This window comes from Janthinobacterium sp. Ant5-2-1 (genome assembly GCF_001445815.1).
GTDB classification, from domain to species: Bacteria; Pseudomonadota; Gammaproteobacteria; order Burkholderiales; family Burkholderiaceae_D; genus Janthinobacterium; species Janthinobacterium lividum_E.
Genome location: NZ_LNCE01000027.1, coordinates 53,831 through 74,118 on the forward strand (window position 1 = coordinate 53,831; position 20,288 = coordinate 74,118).

Below are 20,288 nucleotides of genomic sequence, written 5' to 3' on the forward strand. Positions count from 1 at the left end.
GGCACCGGCTTTGGCCATCCGCTGGTCACACGCGTGTCACCCCCTGTTTCCTGTCGCTCCCGTGCGCTTGTGCGCCGTGGCGTAGCCGACGCAACAGGGTTTGTTGATTCCCGCCGCAAGCTAGCAGGCTTGCAGGGTTTCATTCCATTCGTCAAATCGAGGGAGAACCACATCGTGGCAAAACAAATCATTATCGACCATGTGTTCAAAGTGTTCGGCGACAAGCCAGAAGAAGCACTTGAACTCGTTCATCAAGGCGCCAGCAAGCAGGACATTCTGGCCAAGACCGATTGCACCATCGGCGTTTTCGACGCCACCTTTACCATTGAAGCGGGCGAGATCTTCGTCATCATGGGCTTGTCCGGTTCGGGCAAGTCGACCCTGGTGCGCATGCTGAACCGTTTGATCGAACCGACGGCCGGCCGCATCCTGATCGACGGCAACGACATCAATACCTTGCCCGACGCCCAGCTGCGCGCCCTGCGCCGCAAGGACATCAGCATGGTGTTCCAGTCGTTCGCCCTGCTGCCGCAAATTACCGTGCTCGACAACACTGCCTTCGGCATGGAACTGGCCGGCATGCCCAAGGTCGAGCGCCATGCGCTGGCCCAGCAAGCACTGGAGCAAGTGGGCCTGGACGGCTACGGCGCCAGCTATCCCGACGAATTGTCGGGCGGCATGCAGCAGCGCGTGGGCCTGGCCCGTGCGCTGGCTTGCGATCCGTCGATTTTGCTGATGGATGAAGCGTTTTCCGCGCTCGATCCGATTATCCGTACGGAAATGCAATCGGAACTGCTGCGCTTGCAGCAAATCAAGCGCCGCACCATCGTCTTCATTTCGCATGACCTTGATGAAGCCATGCGTATCGGCGACCGCGTCGCCATCATGAAAGACGGCCACGTGGTGCAAGTAGGCACGCCGGAAGAAATCCTGCGCAAACCTGCCAACGATTACGTGCGCAACTTTGTGCGCGGCGTCGATGCGGCGGCCGTGTTCAAGGCCAGCGATATTGCCCGCAAGAGCCAGATCGTCGTGTCCGAGTCGCCGAGCCGCGGCTCGCGCGCCGCGCTGTCGATGCTGGAAGAGCAGGATCGCGCGTTTGCCTACGTCGTCAATCCGCAGCGCAAGTTCCTCGGCGTCGTGTCGGCCGATTCACTGCGCAGCGCGCTCGACGGCCATGTTGGTCCGCTGGGCCTGGCGCATGCCTATCTGCCCGACGTGCAGACCATCAATGCGGACGAGCCGGTCGCCGGCTTGTTCGGCCAGGTGGCGCAGCTGCCTTACGCCGTCCCAGTGGTGGCCGATGACGGCAGCTTCCGCGGCGCCATCAGCAAGACAACCTTGCTGAAGTTCCTCGACCGCGATACGCCAGCCATTGCCGAACAACAACAGAAAGGACAAGCATGAATCCAAGCACCGTTTCCACAGTAGAAGCTGTTGTTGAACAGCCGGCCGCGCAAATCAATCCCTGGGCGCTGACGCCGCCGGGCGACACGTCCTGGCTGGATGCGGCCGGACCGGCCGTACAGCCGGAACACGCGGCCTCCGGTTTTCACCTGACGCAGATTTTCGACGGCTCGCTGCCGCTGGAAAGCTGGATCAACCAGGGCCTGGGCTGGGTTGTCGCCCATTTCCGCCCGTTTTTCCAGGCCGTGCGCGCACCGATCGACAGCGTGCTGTCCGGCGTGGAAGACGTGCTGCTGGCGGCCCCGTCGCTGACGGTAATCGCCATCATCGGCTTGCTGGCGTGGCAATTTACCAGCCGCACCTTGGCCATCGGCACCGTGCTGGCGCTGCTGGTCGTGTCGATGCTGGGCATCTGGCCGGAAGCCATGACGACCCTGTCGCTGGTATTGACGTCGCTGGCTTTCTGCCTGGCCATCGGTTTGCCGCTGGGTATTTTCCTTGCCAGCAGCGACCGCGCACAGAATATCCTGCGTCCCTTGCTGGACGCCATGCAGACGACGCCTGCGTTTGTCTATCTGGTGCCGGTGGTGATGCTGTTTGGTATCGGTAATGCGCCAGGCGTGATCGTGACGATCATCTTTGCCCTGCCGCCGCTCGTGCGTCTGACCAACCTCGGTATCCGCCAAGTGCGTCCCGACCTGATCGAAGCGGCCCGCGCGTATGGCGCCTCGCCGTGGCAGTTGCTGACCCGCGTGCAGTTCCCGCTGGCCATGCCATCGATCATGGCCGGTATCAACCAGTCGCTGATGCTGTCGCTGTCGATGGTCGTGATCGCCTCGATGATCGCCGTCGGTGGCCTGGGCCAGATGGTATTGCGCGGCATCGGCCGCCTGGACATGGGTCTGGCAACCGTCGGTGGCCTGGGCATCGTGCTGCTGGCGATCACCCTGGACCGCTTGACGCAAGCGATGGGCCAGCCACGCCGTGGCGTGCGCCATTGGTACCAGACGGGTCCTGCCGGTTTCGTGCTGCGCCTGGTGCGCGGCAATACGGAGAAAAATAATGTTGAACAGCAAGCTACGCTGGCCAACGCACAATAAAGGAACCACATGCATCAAATTGACAATTTTAAAGTGACGCAAAAATCGCAACGCAAGTTCCAGTTGTTTTCCGCCCTGGCGATCGCCGCCATGGCCCTGACCACGAGCCTGGCCATGGCGCAGACGCCGGCCGCGCCCGCCGATGCGCTGCCCGGCAAGGGCATCAAGGTGCAGCCGCTGCAAAGCTCGATCGCGGAAGAAACCTTCCAGACCATGCTGGTCGACAAGGCCCTGGAAAAGCTCGGCTACGAAGTGCAGCCGATCAAGGAGGTGGAGTATCCGACGGCGCATATCGCCATTGCCAACGGCGACGCCACCTTCATGGCCGTGCACTGGGATCCGATGCACAAGGATTTCTATAACAATGCGGGCGGCGACGCCAAGTTGTTGCGCACGGGCCAATACGCCGGTCCTGCCGCGCAAGGTTATCTGATCGACAAGACGACGGCCGAGAAGTACAACATCACGAATATCGACCAGTTGCGCGACCCGAACCTGGCCAAGCTGTTCGACCACGACGGCGACGGTAAGGCGGACTTGACGGGCTGCAACCCCGGCTGGGGCTGCGAAGCGCTGATCGAGAATCACATGGATGCGTACAAATTGCGCGAGACGGTGACGCACGTGCAGGGCAGCTATGCGGCCCTGATCGCCGACACCATGGGCCGCTACAAGCGTGGCGAACCGATTTTGTACTACACGTGGACGCCGTACTGGGTCAGCGGCGTGCTGGTGCCGGGCAAGGACGTGGTCTGGCTGAAAGTGCCATTCTCGGCCAATCCGGAGAAAGTGAACACGCGTCTGGACAATGGCAGCGATTACGGCTTTGCCGTCAACACGGCGCGCATCGTGTCGAACAAGGCCTGGGCCGAGAAAAACCCGGCGGCTGCCAAGCTGTTCGAAGTGATGCAACTGCCCGTGGCCGACATCAATGCGCAGAACGAGCGCATGCGCCGTGGCGAAAACACGCAAGCCGATATCGCCCGCCATACGGCTGGCTGGATCAAGTTCCACCAGCAAAAGTTTGACGGCTGGATCGCGCAAGCGCTGGCGGCGGCGAAAAAGTAAATTCTAGCGCCGTTTCAACATGAAAAGTGGCTACCATTTTGGTAGCCACTTTTGCGTTAACGGCCTGTTTTGGTGGTTTTTGGTGAGTTTTTAGCCGTTTTCGGCCAGTTTCAGGTGCAAAATGGGGAAAGGCTGGCCGAACGGGTCGCGTTCGGAGCGGCTTTCCCCGATAAAGCCCAGGTGGCGGTAAAAGCCATGCGCTTGCGTGTTGTGTTCGTTGACATCGACAGCCGTGGCGCCCAGGGCCGCGATGGCGTGCCGCACCAGCACGCGGCCGGCGCCGCTGCCGCGCTGGTCGGGATGCACGAACAGCATCTCGATCCTGGCGTGCTCTACGCACAGGAAGGCATAGGCGACGCCGTCATCGGCGCGCAGCACGTGCAGCAGGCGTTCTGCCGTCACCCTGGCCAACTCGTCGCGGACGAAGGGCACCAGGAAAGCGATATCGCTATCGGCAAGGAAATCGTGGGTGGCGCGTACGGACAGGTGCCAGACATCGAACAAGCGGGGCAGGTCGGCGGCATGGGCCAGGGAAACCAGGGAATTCGGTGATGGTGTCATACAGAAATTATACTGCCCCGGCAGGCGCCGGGGCAGGGAGGGACGATCAGTCCTTCAAGTCTTCGATCAGGTCGATGTATTGTTGCTGCGCATCTTCCTTCAAGGTGCCGGCCAGGGCCGCCCAGGCGTCGAACTTGGCGCGGTTGACGAAGTCGGTCATGCCAGGACGCTCGCCCGTGGCGTCGCCGCTCGACGCTTGCTTGAACAAGGCGTAGATTTTCAACAAGGTCATATTGTCCGGACGCTCGGACAGGGTCTTGGAATCGAGCTGCGCTTGTTCGAATTGCTCTTGTAAACTCATGATGGCTCCTGTGTGCTGATGGAATCGCTGGAAAAGTGCGGCAGGCCCGGCGGAGTGGCCACCGTGCGTGCTGCAGTGCCTGACATCATAGTGAAAAAAGCGCGCCGTGCATTAGAGGACACACTCAAAACAAAAAACGCCGCCGCTGCGTGAACAGGGGCGGCGCTGGTACAGTCGCTTCAGCGCTGCGGAGTCTGTTTTATACGCCCAGCAGTTCCACGTCGAAAATCAGGGTGGCGTTCGGTGGAATCACGCCGCCGGCGCCGCGTGCGCCATAGCCCAGTGCCGCAGGGATGATCAGCTGGCGCTTGCCGCCCACTTTCATGCCTTGCACGCCTTCGTCCCAACCCTGAATGACGCGGCCGGCGCCCAGCGGGAATTCGAATGGATCGTTGCGGTCCTTGCTCGAGTCAAATTTCGAACCGGCGCTGCCGTCGTCGTTTTGCAGCCAGCCCGTGTAATGCACGACAACATTGTTGCCGGCTTGCGCTTCAGCGCCTTCGCCAACGACGGTATCGATGTATTGCAGGCCGGAAGCGGTAGTGGTGGTGGTCATGATAATCCTTGTGTAGGCGATGAAAGCTTCAGATTGTAGAGCAATGAGTTGCAAAGCGCCATTCCAGGCCCGGCGCAGGGAAAAACCGGAAATTACGCCGATGTGTGGTTGTCGGTCGCATTTAAAGGGGATTTCACACAATAAATACAGTGTTCCACGTAAAATGCATGTTTTGTATTTAACAGTGATTTCTTCCATGTTCCGCAGTCTACGCCGCCTTGTTTTTTCCTCGCTGTGCCTGGTTTCCGCAATATCGACGGCGCAAGCCGAAGTGGTGGTGGTGCTCAATTCCCGTGATGCTACGGTGCAACTGCTGGACCAGAAAACCTATGCTCCCCTGTCCACCTTTGCCGTCGGCAAGGAACCGCACCATCTGATGGAAACGCCCGATGGCAAGTCGCTGATCGTCGCCAGTTCCGTTGGCAACGAGCTCATTTTCCTCGATCCCGTATCGGGCCAGATCCAGCGCCGCATCAGCAACATCCTCGACCCGTACCAGATCGGCTTTTCGCCGGACCAGAAGTGGTTCATTTCGAATTCGCTGCGCCTGGACCGCATCGACCTGTACCGCTACGACGGCAAGAACCTGACCCTGGCCAAGCGCATCCCGCTGCCGAAGCTGCCCAGCCACATGGCGTTCACGGCTGACAGCACCATGGCTTTCATTACTCAGCAGGGCAGCAATCAGGTCAGCGCCATCGACCTGGCCACGCAAACCGTCAAGTGGACCATGCCTGTCGGCCCCGCGCCGGCCGGTATCACGATGACGCCCGATGGCAAGCATTTGCTGGTCGGCATCATGGGCAGCGATTATGTGGAAGTGATCGACTGGCGCACGCAAAAGACTGTCAAGCGCATCAAGGCGGGCGCCGGTACGCATAATTTCCGCGCGCTCGGCGACAACCGCATGACGTTTGTCTCGAACCGCGTGTCGAACACGATCAACATCATCGACCAGAAAACCTTGGAAAACGTGGGCACCATCAATGTACCGGGCGGCCCGGACTGCATGGAAATCACGCCCGATGGCAAGACCATGTGGGTGACCCTGCGCTGGATCAAGAAAGTGGCCGTAATCGACTTGACCACGCGCAAGGTTATCAAGACGATACCGGTAGGCCGCTCGCCCCATGGCGTGTATTTCGCCACCCACTCGCCGCGCATGTGATGGCGGGTGTGACGATGAAACACCTGATTCCCGCGGGCCGCGTGTCCGCCATGCTGCTGTGCGCCAGCGCCATGCTGTCGCCCGCGCATGCCGCCGCACCGGTACCAGCAGCCCCGGCCGCAGCCGCATCTTCAGCCCCGGCCGCCTGCAAGGGCACCATCTATATGACCTTCGACACGGGCAGTCAGTCGCAAGCGCAACTGATTGCCGACGTGCTGATCAAGCGTCATGTTAAAGCCACGTTTTTCCTGGCCAATGAAAAGACGACGCGCGGCGACTATTCGCTCGATGCCTCGTGGGCGCCGTACTGGAAAGCCCGGGTCGCCGAAGGCCATGCATTTGGCACGCATACGTTTGACCACGTGTACTGGAAGAAAGATCTGGCCAATGGCTTGATCCAGGTCAAGCCCCAGTTCGGCAAGGATGGCGGCAAGCTGGCCGCCTTCACCGATAAGCAGTTCTGCGAAGAATTGCGCCGGGTCGATACGCGCTTCCAGGAACTGACCGGGCACAAGCTCGATCCGTTCTGGCGCGCGCCAGGCGGCTATACGTCGCCGCGCACCCTGGCGGCCGGCAGCGCCTGCGGCTACCAGCATGCGGGCTGGGCGCCGGCCGGCTACTCGGGTGATGAGCTGCCCAGCGACAAGTATCCGAACGCCATGCTGCTGAAAAAAGCGCTGGCGAACTTGCGCAGCGGCGACATTTTCATTTCGCACATGGGCATCTGGTCGCGCAAGGATGCGTGGGCACCGGCCAACCTCGATGCCTTGATTTCTGGCTTGCAAGACAAGGGTTTCTGTTTTGCCACCCTGCGCGAGCACCCCGCCTATGCGCAGAAGAAGGGCCAGCCATGATCGCCGCCGATATCCTCGGCTTCGTCACGCCCGTCATCGATGCGGTGGTCGACGCCTTTGGCGTGGCGCAAGGCTGGCTGTTCCAGACGGTGGTCAATCCCCTCGTCTATCACCTGGGCTTTGGCGAATTCACGGAAGAAGCGTTCGAAGGCACGGAGTGGCTGCTGATCGGCCTGTGCGAACTGGTGCTGCTGTTTCTCGTGCTGCGCCCGCTCGAAGCCCTGATTCCCGCGCAAAAGATCACCGACCCGCGCGCCCGCTGGAACGATTTCATCTACACCGTGCTGCACCGGATCGGCCTGTTTTCTGTCGTCGTCTTCTTTACGCTCGATCCGCTGATGGATGCGCTGGCGGGCGCCTTGCGCTTCGATGACATCCACCCCTTGAACCTGGAGTCGCTGTTGCCTGGCATCAGTCCCTTGCTCAGTTTTATCATTTATTTTGTGATACTGGACTTCGTCGACTATTGCTACCATCGGGCTTCGCACCATTTCGGCTGGTGGTGGGGCTTGCACAGCCTGCATCACAGCCAGCAAAACATGAATTTATGGAGCGATGACCGCAACCACCTGCTCGATGACTTTCTGCGCGACGTGGTGATGGCGCTGGTGGCGCTCGGCATCGGCGTGCCGCCGGGCCAGTACGTGTTGCTGGTATCGATTTCGCGCATTCTGCAAAGCTTGCAGCATGCGAATGTGAGGATACACTTCGGCCGCATCGGCGAGCGGCTGTTGATTTCTCCCCGTTTCCACCGCACGCATCATGCGATCGGCGTGGGGCATGAGTCGAAAGGCATGGGCAGCATGGGCGGCTGCAACTTCGGCGTGGTCTTGCCGATTTGGGATATGCTGCTGGGCACCGCGAATTTCTCGGCCGGCTATGCGCGCACGGGCGTGCGCGACCAGCTGGCCCGCATCGACAGCAAGGGCATGGGCCGGCCCGGACGCAACTATGGCCGCAGCTTCTGGCAGCAGCAATGGCTGGGCCTGCGCCGCATGGTGGAATTTGCAAGAATCAAACGAAAAGGACGCCGTTGATGCGTAATGTGTTGAATTCGTATGGCCGCGCCTTGCTGTCGCAATTGCACGGCAGGATATTGTTGCTGAGCGTGGCGCCCTTCATCCTGTCGCTGATACTGTGGGGTGGACTGCTGTATGTGGGCCTGCAGCCGCTGATCGACAGCCTGCATGCGCTGTTTACGCAATACGATTTCTTCCGCACCAGCGGGCAGGTGCTGTCCACCTTCGGGCTGGGCATGCTGAAAGCCGTGATCGTGCCGCTGATCGCCATGTTCATGCTGCTGCCGCTGATGATCCTGACGGCGCTGATCTTCATGGGCCTGTTCGCCATGCCGGCCATCGGCCGCCATGTGGGCGGACGGCACTTTCCGCAGCTGGACAAGAAGCATGGCGGCAGCCTGCTGGGCAGCGTCGGCACTTCGCTGGCCACGTTCTTGCTGTTCATTATCGCCTGGGTCATCATGCTGCCCCTGTACGCGTTTCCGCCGGCCGCATTGATGGGGCAAGCCGTGCTGTGGGGCTGGCTGACCTACCGCGTGATGGCGTATGACGCCATGGCCGACTACGCCAGCGTGGAAGAGCGCCACGCCATCATGCGCACGCAGCGCTGGCCCCTGTTGGCCATCGGCATGGTGTCCGGCGCGGCCGGCGCCGTGCCAGGCATGCTGTGGATGGGCGGCGTGATGTCGGTGGTGTTCTTCCCCTTCCTGGCGGCGTTCGCCATCTGGCTGTATGTGCTGATCTTTATCTTTACGGGTCTGTGGTTCCAGTATTACTGCCTGGAAGCACTGTCGCGTTTGCGGGGCGTACGCGGCATGACCGACGTGGCGCCAGCGGACGCTTGAGTATTTTTATCGAATTCTACGAGGGAGCTTCATGGCTATCGGATTGATCATCATCGGCGACGAAATCCTGTCGGGCAAGCGCACGGACCAGCATTTCCCGAAAGTAGTACAAATGCTCAAGGCGCGGGGCTTGCAGCTGAGCTGGGCGGAATACGTGGGCGACGAACCGGCCCGCCTGGTGGCCTTGCTCAAACGCAGCTTTGCCAGTGGCGACATCGTCTTCAGTTTTGGCGGCATCGGCGCCACTCCGGACGACCATACGCGCCAGGCGGCTGCCGATGCGCTGGGCTTGCCGCTGGTGCTGCATCCGCAGGGCAAGCTCAATATCCAGCAACGGATCACGGAAATGGGCGAAGAGGCGGGCGTGCCGGCCGATTTGAACTCGCCGGAAAACCTGCACCGCCTGAAAATGGCGGAATTCGTGCAAGGCGCCGAGCTGATTCCGAATCCGTACAACAAGATTGCCGGCTTTGCCGTGCGCGAGCATTATTTCGTGCCCGGCTTTCCCGTCATGTCGTGGCCCATGATCGAATGGGTGCTCGACACGCATTACAGCCATTTGTTCAACCAGGTGCCGCACGCGGAACATGCATTGCTCGTGTACGAAACGGCCGAATCCCTGCTGACGCCGCTGATGGTGCGCCTGGAAGCGGAGTTTCCGCTGATCAAAGTGTTCAGCCTGCCCAGCGTGGGTGATGCACAGACGCGCCGGCATATCGAACTGGGCGTCAAGGGCGAGCCCGCGCAGGCTGCCACCGCCTTTGCGCAGATGTGCGCCGCGCTCGATACCTTGCAGGCGGAATACACCATCATTTGAGCTGCAGCCAGCCCCGCGCCGGCGGCTTTTTTACTGGCGTCCAGCCCGCTTTGCCTCTATGTACGCTAGCGTACGTTCCAGGACGTTGTTTTTTTGCGAAAATCTTCAATGAAGCAAGATTTTTGTGTGCGCTCGTCAGTCGTTTTCATGCCGATGTGGTGGAATGGTGAACAGGGGCCTTGCGTGTCGAACGCGGGGTCGCCTGCCTGTGCAGCAGCGTGTTTTTTTGATTCACCGGTATGGACATCATGTTAAGCAAGCTTTGTTGTGACGGGCCCTGGCTGGCCCTCGTCTTATCCTGCGCGGAGCGGTATCGCTACCGCATTTTCCGCGCCGTCCAAACCCAACCTTACCCCAGCATCCCATGAAAGACACAGGCGTCAATCTGGCCGCGCAAGAGCGGCCCCCTTCTGATCCACTCCCCGACACGGGCGCCGAGGCGCCACCGCCGGCGAGTCCGCCGAAGAAGCGCCGTTCGCGCATCTGGCCCATCTTTGCCATCATCGTGCTGGCGCTGATCGCCGGCGTGGCGTGGTTCGTCATGCGCGAAGTGCGCACATCGGCCCTGCAGGCGGAGTTTTTCACGCGCCTGGACCGCCAACTGGCGTTCAAGGTCGAGCCTGGACCAGCACCGGCCGGCGCCATCCGCTATCCGCAGCACGGGCCCTACGATGAGCGCCTTGGCTATGCCAGCCTGCCGGATTTCATTACCAAGCTGAATGCGCGCGACTATGCAGTGACGGCGCAGGCGCGCATGTCGCCGAAAATGGTGCAACTGGTCGACCGGGGCATCTTTGCCACGTATCACGAGAAAAACCGCGCGGGGCTGAGCATCCTCGATTGCCGCGCCGCGCCCCTGTTCGCTGCCAGCTATCCCGAGCGCATGTTCGACGGCTTTGCCGAAGCGCCGCCCGCGCTCGTGCAAAGCCTGCTGTTCATCGAAAACCGCGAATTGCTCGACCCGGGCACGCCCGAGCGCAATCCGGCCGTGGAATGGGACCGTCTGAGCAAGGCCGTCCTCGACAAGGCGCTGAACCTGTTCGGCGGCCACCGCGGCGGCGGCGGCAGCACCCTGGCCACGCAAATTGAAAAATACCGGCATTCGGAAGATGGCCGCACCAGTTCCATGCAGGACAAGCTGCTGCAAATGATTTCGGCCAGCCTGCGTTCGTACCAGGATGGCGAAAATACCATGGAAGCGCGGCGCAAGATCGTCGTCAATTACCTGAACACCGTGCCGCTGTCGGCAAAGAGCGGTTTTGGCGAAGTCAACGGCATCGGCGACGGCATGTGGGTCTGGTATGGCCGTCCGTTTGCCGAAGTGAAGACCTTGCTCAAGGGCAAAATGGACCAGCCGGGCAGCGCGCTGGCCTACAAGCAGGCGCTGAGCCTCTTGATCGCCCAGCGCCGTCCTTCGCATTACCTGGTGGCTGGCGGCGCCGACCTGGAAGCGCTGGCGAACAGCCATCTGCGCCTGCTGGCGCAAGCGGGCGTGATTTCGCCGCAGCTGCGCGATGCGGCCATCGCCGAGAAGCTGCGCCCATCGACGGCCTCTGGCGTGCAATCGGAAGCGTCGACCTCGTTCGTCACGCGCAAGGCCTCGAATGCCGTGCGCAATCACCTGGCCAGCATGCTCGGCGATCCGCGCTTGTACAACCTCGACCGCCTGGACCTGAAAGTGGTCAGCACGCTCGACGCGCAGGCGCAAAACGCCGTCACCAAGGTCTTGCGCGAACTGCGCGACCCGGAAGTGGCGAAAGCGGCCGGTTTGACGGGCAAGGGCATGCTGGGCAATGGCGACCCGGCCAACGTCGTCTACAGCTTTACCTTGCTGCAAAAGGGCGACCAGGCCAACTTGCTGCGCGTGCAGACCGATAACTACGACCAGCCGCTCGACATCAACGAGGGCGCCAAGCTCGACCTCGGTTCCACGGCCAAGCTGCGCACCCTGGTGACGTATATGGACATCATCGACCAGCTGCACCAGCGCTACAGCGGCATGGGCGCCGCCGAGCTGAATAAAATCGCCGTCGATCCGAAGGACATGCTGTCGCAATGGGCGATTGCCTACCTGAAACCGTTGGCGCTGGGCGAGGCGCGCAATCTGCCGGCCATGCTGGCGGCCGCCATGGAGCGCAAATATTCGGGCAACCCGGGCGAAGGCTTCTTCACGGGCGGCGGCTTGCACCATTTCGGCAACTTCTCCAAGCTCGACGACAGCCGCATCATGACGGTGCAGCAGGCGCTGCGCCAGTCGACCAACCTGGTGTTCGTACGCCTGATGCGCGACGTGGCCCGCTACTACATGTTTTCGCGCCCCGATTCCTCGGCCTCGCTGCTGGCGGACGCCGACGATCCGCGCCGGGCCCAGTACCTGAGCCGGTTTGCCGACAAGGAAGGGCGAGAATTCCTGCACCGCTTCTACCAGAAGTACCGCGGCAAGAGCGTTGACGAGCAGGAAAAGATCCTGCTGGCCAGCATCCGCCCGACCCCCGTGCGCCTGGCGAATATCTTCCGCACCGTCAATCCGAAGGGGACCGTGGCGGAGTTCGGCGATTTCCTCAACGCCAACCTGACGTCGCAAAACGAAGTACCGCCCGAGCGCGTCGCCAAGATGTACCAGCAGTACGCAATGGAAAACTGGTCCTTGGCCGACCGCGGCTATCTTGCCAATGTGCATCCGCTGGAACTGTGGATGGTGGCGTATCTGCGCCAGCATGAAGGTTCCACCTTGTCGCAGATGGTGGCGGCCAGCGAAAAGGAACGCCAGGAAGTCTACAAATGGCTGTTCAATACGCACCGCAAGCACGCGCAGGACCGCCGCATCGCCAACTTGCTGGAAGTGGAAGGGTTCCTGGAAATCCACCGCCAGTGGAAGAAGATGGGTTATCCGTTCGACTCGCTTGTGCCATCGTATGCGACCACTCTGGGCGCGTCGGCCGACCGTCCCGCCGCGCTGGCCGAGTTGATGGGCATCATCATCAACGATGGTGTGCGCAAACCGAGCGTGCGCATCGATTCCATGCATTTCGCGGCCAATACGCCGTATGACACGATGGTCAAGCGGGGCAGCAAGGTGGAAGCGGAGCAAGTGTTGTCGCCGGACGTGGCGCGCGCCGTTGCCAAGGCCATCCGCGAAGTGGTGTCGGACGGCACGGCGAAACGGGCGAAGACGGCATTTGTCGGCGCCGACGGCGTGCCGATTCCGATGGGCGGCAAGACGGGTACGGGCGATCAGCGCTTCGACGTCTATGGCGCCGGCGGCCGCCTGATCGAGTCGCGCTACGTGAACCGTTCCGCCACGTTCGTGTTCAATATCGGCGAGCGCTTCTACGGCAGCATGACGGCGTACGTGCGCGGACCGGAATCGAAAAACTATGACTTCACGAGCGCCTTGCCCGTGCAATTGCTGGTGTCCCTGGCGCCGAGCCTGATGCCGTTGATCGAAGCGCCGGCGCCGGCCGAAGGCGTGGCGAAACAGTGCACGAATTAGCCGCTGGCAAGCAGTTGTAGCAAAACGCCGGCGTTCTCGCCGGCGTTTTTTTTAGCCGGCAAACACGGCCGTCTTGTCCGCCAGGCGCGCGTGATAAGCGGCGATGGCAGGGTAGTCGGGACGCTGCAGCGGCGCCATCAGCCAGCGCTTGACGGACAGGCCCAGCACGATATCGGCCAAGGTAAATTGCTCGCCGCAGGCGAAGGCGCCCGTGCGCTGCAGCTGCTGCTCGAGGATGCCCATCATCTTGTTCCATCCGGCGATCCCGGCCGCCAGTTGCGCCGCGTCCTGGTGTGCCGGGCTCTGGCGTACCAGCGACATGAAGGCGTAGCGCCAGCTGTTGTTGAGGTCACCCATCTGCCAATCCATCCATTTTTCCACTTCCGCGCGGGCGCGGGGCGTGCTTGGCAGTAAGTCATCGCGGCCCGCCTGGGCGCACAGGTAGCGGCAAATCGTGTTCGATTCCCACAGCACCAGGTCGCCATCGAGCAGCACGGGCACCATGGCGTTCGGGTTCAAGACCAGGAATGCGGGGTCATCGGTACTGCGAAAGCCGCTGCCCCAGTCTTCGCGTTCATACGGCAGGTCGAGTTCATCGCACGTCCACAGGACTTTGCGGACATTGATCGAGGCGGCTTTTCCAAGAATTTTCAGCATGCGGGGCTCCGGAGGGCGGGTGGTTGATCTGCCACTGTAGCGGATTTGGCCACGCCGCGCATGTGAAAGTGCCTTGCATAGTTGAGCTTTTCTTGGCATCGTAGCCACCCATGAAACCTATGCGCCACCACATGTCCAAAATCCTCGCGTTCAGCCGTTTTTCCGTGCGCGATTTCCTCGCCACCGCCGGTCCCACCTTGCTGCTGGTCGGCGCGTTCTGCGCGCTCGCTTACTGGCTGGTCGACCCGGCGCCGCCGCGCCAGGTAAGCCTGTCGACGGGGCAGGACAACAGCGCCTATGAAGAGTTCGGCAAGAAATATGCGTCCACCCTGGCCAAGCACGGCATCAAGGTGACCTTGCAGCCGTCGCTGGGTTCGCAGGAAAACCTGCAGCGCCTCAACAATGGCAAAACCGATATCGCCTTCGTGCAAAGCGGCTCGACGGAGCACGAGGATGCCGAGCGCCACGGCCTGATTTCCCTGGGCAGCCTGTTTACGGAACCTGTCTGGCTCTTCATGCGCGAAGACAAGGCTGTGACGGAGCTGGCGCAATTGAAGGGCATGAAGATTAACCTGGGACCGGAAGGCACGGGCGTGCCCGGCCTGTTCCGGCAGTTGCTGTCTGTCAATGGCGTCGAGGCGAAGGAATTGACGGTGAGCGACTTGCAAAACACGCCCGCCACGGTGGAGCTGCTGGAAGGGCGTATCGACGGACTCGTGTTCAGCTCGGCGCCGGAAGCGCCGCTGATCCAGATGCTGTTGCAAACGCCGGGCATCAAGCTGTTTGATTTTTCGCAGGCGGAGGCGTACACGCGGCGCCTGCCTTTCCTGACCCACGTCGTCTTGCCGCGCGGTATCGTCGACCTGGGGCAGAACATTCCCGCCCAGGACTATCACCTGATCGCGCCGACGGCAACTTTGGTCGCGCGCGAAGACTTGCATCCGGCCCTCGTCGACCTGTTCGTGCAGGCGGCGGCCAGCATCCATGGGGGCACGGGCTGGTTCCAGCAGCAGGGGCAGTTCCCGTCCGCGCGCTACACGGAAATTCCCGTGGCACCGGAAGCGCTGAAATTCTACAAGGATGGCGCGCCCGTGCTGCAGCGCTACATGAGTTTCTGGCTGGCCAATTTCTTTGATCGCATGTGGGTGCTGGTGGTGGCGCTCGGCGCCCTGATCCTGCCCCTGTCGCGCGTCGTGCCGCCTTTGTACGTGTGGCGCATCCGCTCGCGCGTGTACCGCTGGTACGGCCAGCTGCGCACGGTCGAGCAGGCGCTGGAAGACGTGCCGCCAGAGCAGCGCGCGCAAGTGTATGCGGCGCAATTGAAGCGGCTCGACCAGATCGAGGAAATGGTCAACCAGATCTCGATTCCCCTGTCGTTTGCCGATGGGCTGTATGGCTTGCGCAGCCACATCAATTTCGTGCGCAAGCGTATTCTGTCCCTGATGGGCGAACACCCTGCCACCGAGGTGGGCGAGCCGGCCTGAGCGATTAACTCGCTTAACAACGCCTAACAAAACCGTAGCGAGCGGAAGGAAGTTGTGGTTGAGAAGCGCAGCTGTACGAAGGTACAGTGAGCATCGCAGACCGCAAATTACGACGCGTAGTAGGTTTTGATAGGCGTACTAAATGAGGGTGATCGACAGCTTGCGTCCGACCAGCGCGGCGGCCCGCTCCAGGGTGGAGAGCGTCACGTCGCTGCTGGGGTCGAGCAGGCGGTCGAGCTGCGAGCGGCTCGTCTGCAGCAGGGCCGCCATGCGCGTCTTCGACATCGATTGTTCCTGCATCGCCTGCGTCAGTTGCCAGGCGATCACTTCCTTGATGGCGCGGTTTTGCGTTTGCTCGAAAATGCCTTCTTCCTTGAGGAAGTCGTCGAGACTGCTGCCGAGGTGCGGAGCGGTGGCGTTCATGTCAGTTCCTTGTAGCGTTTGCGGGCCAGCGCCAGGTCGTCATCGGGCGTGGCGCGGGTTTTCTTGATAAAGCCGTGCAGCGCCACCAGGCAGTCGCCGTGATGGCAGATCAGCACGCGCGCGATGCGGTTGCCGGGCAGGCTGCTGCGTACCTCCGACAAGCCTTGCCCCAGATGGCGGCACAAGGGCATGCCCACGGGCCAGCGCCATTGCGCATGCATCAAGTCTTGTCTGATCACATGGCGCTCTTCAACCGGCAACGACTTGAGCCAGTCACGCACGGGTTCGCCGCCATTGCCATTCGCATAGAACAGCAGGGTAATCTGCCGCAAGCCGGAAGCATCCATGACGCACCCCTATGTTGTACTATATAAGGTACGCGCTTGCAAGGAGAATTTGCGCCGCAGTTGAAAAATCGGGCGCGCATGGATGGTTGTAGCCGATAGAGGGCCACAGGGTGGCCCGCCAGATCAAACACGGTTCAGATAATCAGGCTGCCAGCGTCAGGCGCCCAGCCACGGCAGCCCCGCCTTGCACCAGCCGCCGATCTGCTTGCGGTGGCCGTCGGCGTCCTTGTCGCCCTCAAAACCTTCGAGGATGTCGTAGCAGTTCAGGTAGCCGTGCTCGGTCGCCAGCTTGGCCGCGTGGCGCGAACGCACGCCGGAGCGGCACAGGAACAGCAGCACCTCGTCCTTGCCGGCCTGGGCGGCCAATTGCGCGAGGAAATCGGGATTCGGCACGCCACCGGGGTAGGTGGCCCACTGCACCGCACCATGCTGGGTATCGGCGATATCAACCCGTCCCACCCAGTCGCGCTCGGCATTCGTGCGCACGTCGATGAGCTTGACGGCCGCATCGCGCTGCAGCAGGTCGTACGCTTCCTGCGGCGTGACGGCGCCGGCATACGGCGTACCTTCATTGGCCCGGCTGCGGGCGGTGGTCAGGATGTCGGCGGCGGTGGTCATGGCGTCCTCGATGAAAGTGGCAGGTGTGGTCGATTATAGTGCGCCATCCGCGCGCCGCAAACGGGAAACCATGGTGCATCGCGTATGCACCACAAGGAGGCATTTTTCAAGAATCGGCAAAAAATGCACGATAATGGTGCGTTATTCGTTTTTTGCACTTGCTTAGTGCATTCTTGATTTGACGCAAATGCAGCAGGAAAATCGCGGGCACGAAAACTTTCATTGGGATGGCCGGGTTTTGACCTTGGCGGCGTCATCCCACCAGAAGCTGGCATGGAATCTGCTATGATCCTTATGAGTTTTGGTGGCACGCAATGTTTGCTTCGCTTCATCAGCCCAGACGCATTAAGGTCGGCTCACCCCACATTCATTTAGGAGATACGCATGGCAATGACAGCCGCAGAAGTCTTGAAGATGGTAGAAGAAAACGAAGTCAAATTCGTTGATTTCCGCTTTGCTGATACCCGTGGTAAAGAGCAGCACGTGACGGTTCCCGTGTCGCACTTCGACATGGACAAATTCGAGTCGGGCCACGCCTTTGACGGTTCTTCGATCGCTGGCTGGAAAGGCATTGAAGCGTCCGACATGATCTTGCTGCCGGATCCAAACACGGCCAATATCGACCCGTTCATGGAAGAAACGACCCTGTTCATGCAGTGCGACGTGATCGAACCGTCGGACGGCAAGGGCTACGACCGCGACCCGCGCTCGATCGCGAAACGCGCCGAAGCCTACCTGAAATCGTCGGGCATGGGCGACACCGCCTACTTCGGCCCTGAGCCAGAATTCTTCATCTTCGACAGCGTGCGCTGGAAGATCGACATGTCGGGATGCTTCGTCAAGATCGGTTCGGACGAAGGTTCGTGGTCGACCGGCAAGGACATCGAAGGCGGCAACAGCGGCCACCGTCCTACCGTCAAGGGCGGCTACTTCCCCGTGCCACCAGTGGACAGCTTCCAGGACATGCGTTCGGAAATGTGCCTGATTCTGGAGTCGCTGGGCATCCCGGTTGAGGTACATCATCACGAAGTGGCCGGCGCCGGCCAGAATGAAATCGGCACCAAGTTCTCGACCCTGGTCGAGCGCGCCGACTGGACGCAAAACCTGAAATACGTGGTGTGGAACGTGGCGCACAGCTATGGCAAGACCGCCACCTTCATGCCGAAACCTATCGTTGGCGACAACGGTTCGGGCATGCACGTGCATCAATCCGTATGGAAAGATGGCAAAAACCTGTTCGCTGGCGACGGCTATGCCGGCCTGTCCGATTTCGCCCTGTACTACATCGGCGGCATCATCAAGCACGCCAAGGCACTGAACGCGATCACCAACCCGGGCACCAACTCGTACAAGCGTCTGGTACCAGGCTACGAAGCCCCAGTGAAACTGGCGTACTCGGCGAAAAACCGTTCCGCCTCGATCCGTATCCCGCACGTGGCCAATCCAAAAGGCCGCCGCGTCGAAGCGCGCTTCCCGGATCCACTGGCGAACCCGTACCTGTGCTTCGCCGCACTGCTGATGGCTGGCCTGGACGGCGTTGCCAACAAGATCCATCCGGGCGAAGCCGCCTCGAAAGATCTGTACCATCTGCCGCCGGAAGAAGACGCACTGATCCCGACCGTGTGCGCTTCGCTGGAAGAAGCTCTGGACGCACTGGACAAGGACCGCGAGTTCCTGACCCGTGGCGGCGTGTTCAGCGATTCGATGATCGATGCTTACCTGGAACTGAAAATGCAGGACGTACAGCGCATGCGCATGACCACGCATCCTGCCGAGTTCGACATGTATTACTCGCTGTAATGGCGCCACGCCGGCAGCATGCCGGTAGTGAATAAAAAAACGCGGGTGAGGCGATGGTCTCGCCCGCGTTTTTTGTTATGGCGCCACAGTGCGTTGTTGTATAGTCGGCCCAGGAACGATGCGGCACGCGCCGACAGGAGTAGAGATTGACCAAGCATTACAGAATGGCGCTGATGGCAGGATTGCTGGGCGCGGCGGCACAGGCGCACGGGCAATTGTATGTGTGCGCCGATGCGCAAGGACATAAAACATACACGGACAAGCGGGCTGGCGCGCATTGCCAGCTGCTCGATTTGCCGGGCGCCATGACGGAGCCGCCACGCAAAACGGCACCGCTGGCCGGCACGCAGGCCCGGCCCGCCACGCAGGCGGCGGCCACGGCAGCGCCTGCCTCCGGCGCGTTTCCTAAGGTCGATGGCGCCGAGCAGCGCGCGCGCGACCTGGACCGACGCCAGATCCTGCAGGACGAATTGCGCAGCGAAGAACAGAAGCTGGCGGCGCAGCGCCTGGAGTTCAATGGCGGCCAGCCCGAGCGCCAGGGCAATGAGCGCAATTACGCGAAATACCAGGAAAGAGTGGCGCAGTTGAAGGACAACATTAGCCGGACACAGCAGAACGTCGAGGCCCTGAAACGCGAGATCGCGAATATTCGGTAAAGCACATGACACTAGACAACCATTCCAGCCGCCCGGCGCACCTGGCCGGCCTCGATTTGCTCGCTTCGGCCGTGATCCTGCTCGATGGCGACGGCCGCATCAGCTATGCCAACGCGGCGGCGGAGAACCTGCTGGAAAGCTCATTGAAAGCACTGTCGCGGCAAAAGCTGACGGCGCTGTTCTTGAATCCAGACGAGCTGGCCGGCATTTGCGCGCAGGCGCTCGAACATAAATTTTCCGACTTGCGCCAGGACCTGAGCCTGGAACGCCTGGGACGCGAGCCGCTGCGCGTGCACAGCATCGTCAGCGCGCTCGACGCGCCGCGCGACGGCGTGCTGATCGAGTTGCGCGAGAACGTGCAGCAGCTCAAACTCGACCGCGAAGAGCGCATCCTCGACCAGAGCCAGGTCAACAAGGAGCTGATCCGCAACCTGGCGCATGAAATCAAGAATCCGCTGGGCGGCATCCGCGGCGCGGCTCAGCTGCTGGAGCTGGAATTGCCGGCCCTGCACCTGAGCGAGCTGCGCGAATATACGCAAGTGATCATCAAGGAAGCGGACCGCCTGCAAACCCTGGTCGACCGCCTGCTGGCGCCGCACCGCCGCCCGCATATCGTCGGCGACGTGAATATCCACGAAGTGTGTGAGCGCGTGCGCAGCCTGATCCTGGCTGAATTTCCCAGCGGTCTGACCATTTCACGCGATTACGATGCCTCGATTCCCGAGTTTCGCGGCGACAAGGAGCAATTGATACAGACCGTGCTCAACATCGCGCACAACGCGGCACAGGCCCTGGCCGAGCGCATCGAGGCGGGCGATGCGGAGCTCATTTTCAAGACGCGCGTGGCGCGCCAGGTGACCCTGGCCAAGGTCCGCTACAACCTGGCATTAGACTTGCATATCATTGACAATGGACCGGGCATCGCACCCCAGATCCGCGACCGGATTTTCTACCCGCTGGTGTCGGGCAGGGAAGGCGGCAGCGGGTTGGGGCTGACCTTGGCGCAAACCTTCGTGCAACAGCACCTGGGCGTGATCGAGTGCGAAAGCCGGCCTGGATACACCGATTTCAGGATCGTTCTACCCTTGCCATAAGCGAGGAGGTATCCCACCCA

General features: G+C 61.2%; 20 protein-coding genes. 13 read left to right on the forward strand and 7 right to left on the reverse strand.

All coding sequences use genetic code 11. The annotated features are described in order from the left end of the window. The first annotated feature begins 174 nt into the window (after positions 1-174). From proV to proX, 3 genes are read left to right on the forward strand one after another with little or no spacing between them, the layout of a single operon-like run. A complete protein-coding gene (proV, locus tag ASN89_RS10080; protein ID WP_058049191.1) occupies positions 175-1,407 on the forward strand; it encodes a glycine betaine/L-proline ABC transporter ATP-binding protein ProV in 1,233 nt (410 codons plus the stop codon). Continuing rightward, positions 1,404-2,507, forward strand: coding sequence for a glycine betaine/L-proline ABC transporter permease ProW (gene proW, locus ASN89_RS10085; RefSeq protein ID WP_058049176.1), 1,104 nt, complete (start codon positions 1,404-1,406; stop codon positions 2,505-2,507). Before proV ends, proW begins: the two co-directional genes overlap by 4 nt. Positions 2,508-2,516: 9 nt before the next feature. Next, the gene (proX, locus tag ASN89_RS10090; RefSeq protein ID WP_058049177.1) at positions 2,517-3,575 is read left to right on the forward strand and encodes a glycine betaine/L-proline ABC transporter substrate-binding protein ProX; all 1,059 of its coding nucleotides are present in this window, start codon (positions 2,517-2,519) and stop codon (positions 3,573-3,575) included. A 90-nt stretch (positions 3,576-3,665) separates the two neighbouring features. Here proX and ASN89_RS10095 read toward each other — a convergent pair whose 3' ends face one another. The 3 genes from ASN89_RS10095 to ASN89_RS10105 all read right to left on the reverse strand — a co-directional run bounded on the left by ASN89_RS10095 (position 3,666) and on the right by ASN89_RS10105 (position 4,993). Next, complete coding sequence (locus ASN89_RS10095; protein ID WP_082654506.1) at positions 3,666-4,136, reverse strand: GNAT family N-acetyltransferase; 471 nt, start codon at positions 4,134-4,136, stop codon at positions 3,666-3,668. 46 nt (positions 4,137-4,182) lie between these two features. Beyond that, on the reverse strand, positions 4,183-4,437 hold the full coding sequence (locus tag ASN89_RS10100; protein ID WP_058049178.1) for an acyl-CoA-binding protein: 255 nt from the start codon (positions 4,435-4,437) through the stop codon (positions 4,183-4,185). Between the two features lie 199 nt (positions 4,438-4,636). Continuing rightward, positions 4,637-4,993 (reverse strand): FKBP-type peptidyl-prolyl cis-trans isomerase, encoded by a 357-nt coding sequence (locus ASN89_RS10105; protein WP_034760263.1) that lies wholly within the window; start codon positions 4,991-4,993, stop codon positions 4,637-4,639. A gap of 196 nt (positions 4,994-5,189) precedes the next feature. Between ASN89_RS10105 and ASN89_RS10110 the strand changes: the two genes are divergently transcribed. From ASN89_RS10110 to ASN89_RS10135, 6 genes are all read left to right on the forward strand, one after another. Then, complete coding sequence (locus ASN89_RS10110) at positions 5,190-6,161, forward strand: cytochrome D1 domain-containing protein (RefSeq protein WP_058049179.1); 972 nt, start codon at positions 5,190-5,192, stop codon at positions 6,159-6,161. Between the two features lie 71 nt (positions 6,162-6,232). After that, complete coding sequence (locus ASN89_RS10115) at positions 6,233-7,015, forward strand: polysaccharide deacetylase family protein (RefSeq protein WP_414842512.1); 783 nt, start codon at positions 6,233-6,235, stop codon at positions 7,013-7,015. After that, positions 7,012-8,052 (forward strand): sterol desaturase family protein, encoded by a 1,041-nt coding sequence (locus ASN89_RS10120; protein WP_082654507.1) that lies wholly within the window; start codon positions 7,012-7,014, stop codon positions 8,050-8,052. Before ASN89_RS10115 ends, ASN89_RS10120 begins: the two co-directional genes overlap by 4 nt. Then, positions 8,052-8,879 carry an EI24 domain-containing protein gene (locus tag ASN89_RS10125; protein ID WP_058049180.1) on the forward strand — a complete coding sequence of 276 codons (828 nt, stop codon included), beginning with the start codon at positions 8,052-8,054 and terminating at the stop codon, positions 8,877-8,879. Before ASN89_RS10120 ends, ASN89_RS10125 begins: the two co-directional genes overlap by 1 nt. A gap of 31 nt (positions 8,880-8,910) precedes the next feature. Next, positions 8,911-9,696, forward strand: a complete 786-nt coding sequence (locus tag ASN89_RS10130; RefSeq protein ID WP_058049181.1) for a competence/damage-inducible protein A — start codon at positions 8,911-8,913, stop codon at positions 9,694-9,696. 364 nt (positions 9,697-10,060) lie between these two features. Continuing rightward, a complete protein-coding gene (locus ASN89_RS10135; protein ID WP_058049182.1) occupies positions 10,061-13,189 on the forward strand; it encodes a transglycosylase domain-containing protein in 3,129 nt (1,042 codons plus the stop codon). A 51-nt stretch (positions 13,190-13,240) separates the two neighbouring features. Here ASN89_RS10135 and ASN89_RS10140 read toward each other — a convergent pair whose 3' ends face one another. Beyond that, positions 13,241-13,846, reverse strand: a complete 606-nt coding sequence (locus tag ASN89_RS10140; protein WP_058049183.1) for a glutathione S-transferase family protein — start codon at positions 13,844-13,846, stop codon at positions 13,241-13,243. A gap of 131 nt (positions 13,847-13,977) precedes the next feature. On the opposite strand from ASN89_RS10140, the gene ASN89_RS10145 reads away from it, so the two are divergent. Further along, entirely contained in the window at positions 13,978-15,330 is a 1,353-nt protein-coding gene (locus ASN89_RS10145; RefSeq protein ID WP_046685649.1) for a TAXI family TRAP transporter solute-binding subunit, read from the forward strand. A gap of 138 nt (positions 15,331-15,468) precedes the next feature. Here ASN89_RS10145 and ASN89_RS10150 read toward each other — a convergent pair whose 3' ends face one another. The 3 genes from ASN89_RS10150 to ASN89_RS10160 form a co-directional block, all read right to left on the reverse strand. Next, a complete protein-coding gene (locus ASN89_RS10150; RefSeq protein ID WP_046685426.1) occupies positions 15,469-15,753 on the reverse strand; it encodes an XRE family transcriptional regulator in 285 nt (94 codons plus the stop codon). Continuing rightward, entirely contained in the window at positions 15,750-16,100 is a 351-nt protein-coding gene (locus tag ASN89_RS10155; RefSeq protein ID WP_046685425.1) for a type II toxin-antitoxin system RelE/ParE family toxin, read from the reverse strand. The genes ASN89_RS10150 and ASN89_RS10155 overlap by 4 nt, the downstream gene beginning before the upstream one ends. A 156-nt stretch (positions 16,101-16,256) precedes the next feature. Further along, complete coding sequence (locus ASN89_RS10160; RefSeq protein WP_046685424.1) at positions 16,257-16,718, reverse strand: rhodanese-like domain-containing protein; 462 nt, start codon at positions 16,716-16,718, stop codon at positions 16,257-16,259. A gap of 384 nt (positions 16,719-17,102) precedes the next feature. On the opposite strand from ASN89_RS10160, the gene glnA reads away from it, so the two are divergent. The 3 genes from glnA to glnL all read left to right on the forward strand — a co-directional run bounded on the left by glnA (position 17,103) and on the right by glnL (position 20,268). Then, positions 17,103-18,518, forward strand: a complete 1,416-nt coding sequence (gene glnA, locus ASN89_RS10165; protein ID WP_029496182.1) for a type I glutamate--ammonia ligase — start codon at positions 17,103-17,105, stop codon at positions 18,516-18,518. A 173-nt stretch (positions 18,519-18,691) separates the two neighbouring features. Next, positions 18,692-19,174: a DUF4124 domain-containing protein gene (locus ASN89_RS10170; RefSeq protein ID WP_058049195.1), complete on the forward strand. Its 483-nt coding sequence runs from the start codon at positions 18,692-18,694 to the stop codon at positions 19,172-19,174. A gap of 5 nt (positions 19,175-19,179) precedes the next feature. Then, a complete protein-coding gene (gene glnL, locus ASN89_RS10175; RefSeq protein WP_058049184.1) occupies positions 19,180-20,268 on the forward strand; it encodes a nitrogen regulation protein NR(II) in 1,089 nt (362 codons plus the stop codon). Positions 20,269-20,288 lie beyond the last annotated feature (20 nt).

What these genes read in the sequence shown, in the direction of transcription:
- proW (WP_058049176.1), top strand. Translation starts at nt 1,404, where the DNA reads ATGAATCCAAGCACCGTTTCCACAGTAGAAGCTGTTGTTGAACAGCCG.
- proX (WP_058049177.1), top strand. Translation starts at nt 2,517, where the DNA reads ATGCATCAAATTGACAATTTTAAAGTGACGCAAAAATCGCAACGCAAG.
- ASN89_RS10095 (WP_082654506.1), bottom strand. Translation starts at nt 4,136, where the DNA reads ATGACACCATCACCGAATTCCCTGGTTTCCCTGGCCCATGCCGCCGAC.
- ASN89_RS10100 (WP_058049178.1), bottom strand. Translation starts at nt 4,437, where the DNA reads ATGAGTTTACAAGAGCAATTCGAACAAGCGCAGCTCGATTCCAAGACC.
- ASN89_RS10105 (WP_034760263.1), bottom strand. Translation starts at nt 4,993, where the DNA reads ATGACCACCACCACTACCGCTTCCGGCCTGCAATACATCGATACCGTC.
- ASN89_RS10110 (WP_058049179.1), top strand. Translation starts at nt 5,190, where the DNA reads ATGTTCCGCAGTCTACGCCGCCTTGTTTTTTCCTCGCTGTGCCTGGTT.
- ASN89_RS10115 (WP_414842512.1), top strand. Translation starts at nt 6,233, where the DNA reads ATGCTGTCGCCCGCGCATGCCGCCGCACCGGTACCAGCAGCCCCGGCC.
- ASN89_RS10120 (WP_082654507.1), top strand. Translation starts at nt 7,012, where the DNA reads ATGATCGCCGCCGATATCCTCGGCTTCGTCACGCCCGTCATCGATGCG.
- ASN89_RS10125 (WP_058049180.1), top strand. Translation starts at nt 8,052, where the DNA reads ATGCGTAATGTGTTGAATTCGTATGGCCGCGCCTTGCTGTCGCAATTG.
- ASN89_RS10130 (WP_058049181.1), top strand. Translation starts at nt 8,911, where the DNA reads ATGGCTATCGGATTGATCATCATCGGCGACGAAATCCTGTCGGGCAAG.
- ASN89_RS10135 (WP_058049182.1), top strand. Translation starts at nt 10,061, where the DNA reads ATGAAAGACACAGGCGTCAATCTGGCCGCGCAAGAGCGGCCCCCTTCT.
- ASN89_RS10140 (WP_058049183.1), bottom strand. Translation starts at nt 13,846, where the DNA reads ATGCTGAAAATTCTTGGAAAAGCCGCCTCGATCAATGTCCGCAAAGTC.
- ASN89_RS10145 (WP_046685649.1), top strand. Translation starts at nt 13,978, where the DNA reads ATGTCCAAAATCCTCGCGTTCAGCCGTTTTTCCGTGCGCGATTTCCTC.
- ASN89_RS10150 (WP_046685426.1), bottom strand. Translation starts at nt 15,753, where the DNA reads ATGAACGCCACCGCTCCGCACCTCGGCAGCAGTCTCGACGACTTCCTC.
- ASN89_RS10155 (WP_046685425.1), bottom strand. Translation starts at nt 16,100, where the DNA reads ATGGATGCTTCCGGCTTGCGGCAGATTACCCTGCTGTTCTATGCGAAT.
- ASN89_RS10160 (WP_046685424.1), bottom strand. Translation starts at nt 16,718, where the DNA reads ATGACCACCGCCGCCGACATCCTGACCACCGCCCGCAGCCGGGCCAAT.
- glnA (WP_029496182.1), top strand. Translation starts at nt 17,103, where the DNA reads ATGGCAATGACAGCCGCAGAAGTCTTGAAGATGGTAGAAGAAAACGAA.
- ASN89_RS10170 (WP_058049195.1), top strand. Translation starts at nt 18,692, where the DNA reads ATGGCAGGATTGCTGGGCGCGGCGGCACAGGCGCACGGGCAATTGTAT.
- glnL (WP_058049184.1), top strand. Translation starts at nt 19,180, where the DNA reads ATGACACTAGACAACCATTCCAGCCGCCCGGCGCACCTGGCCGGCCTC.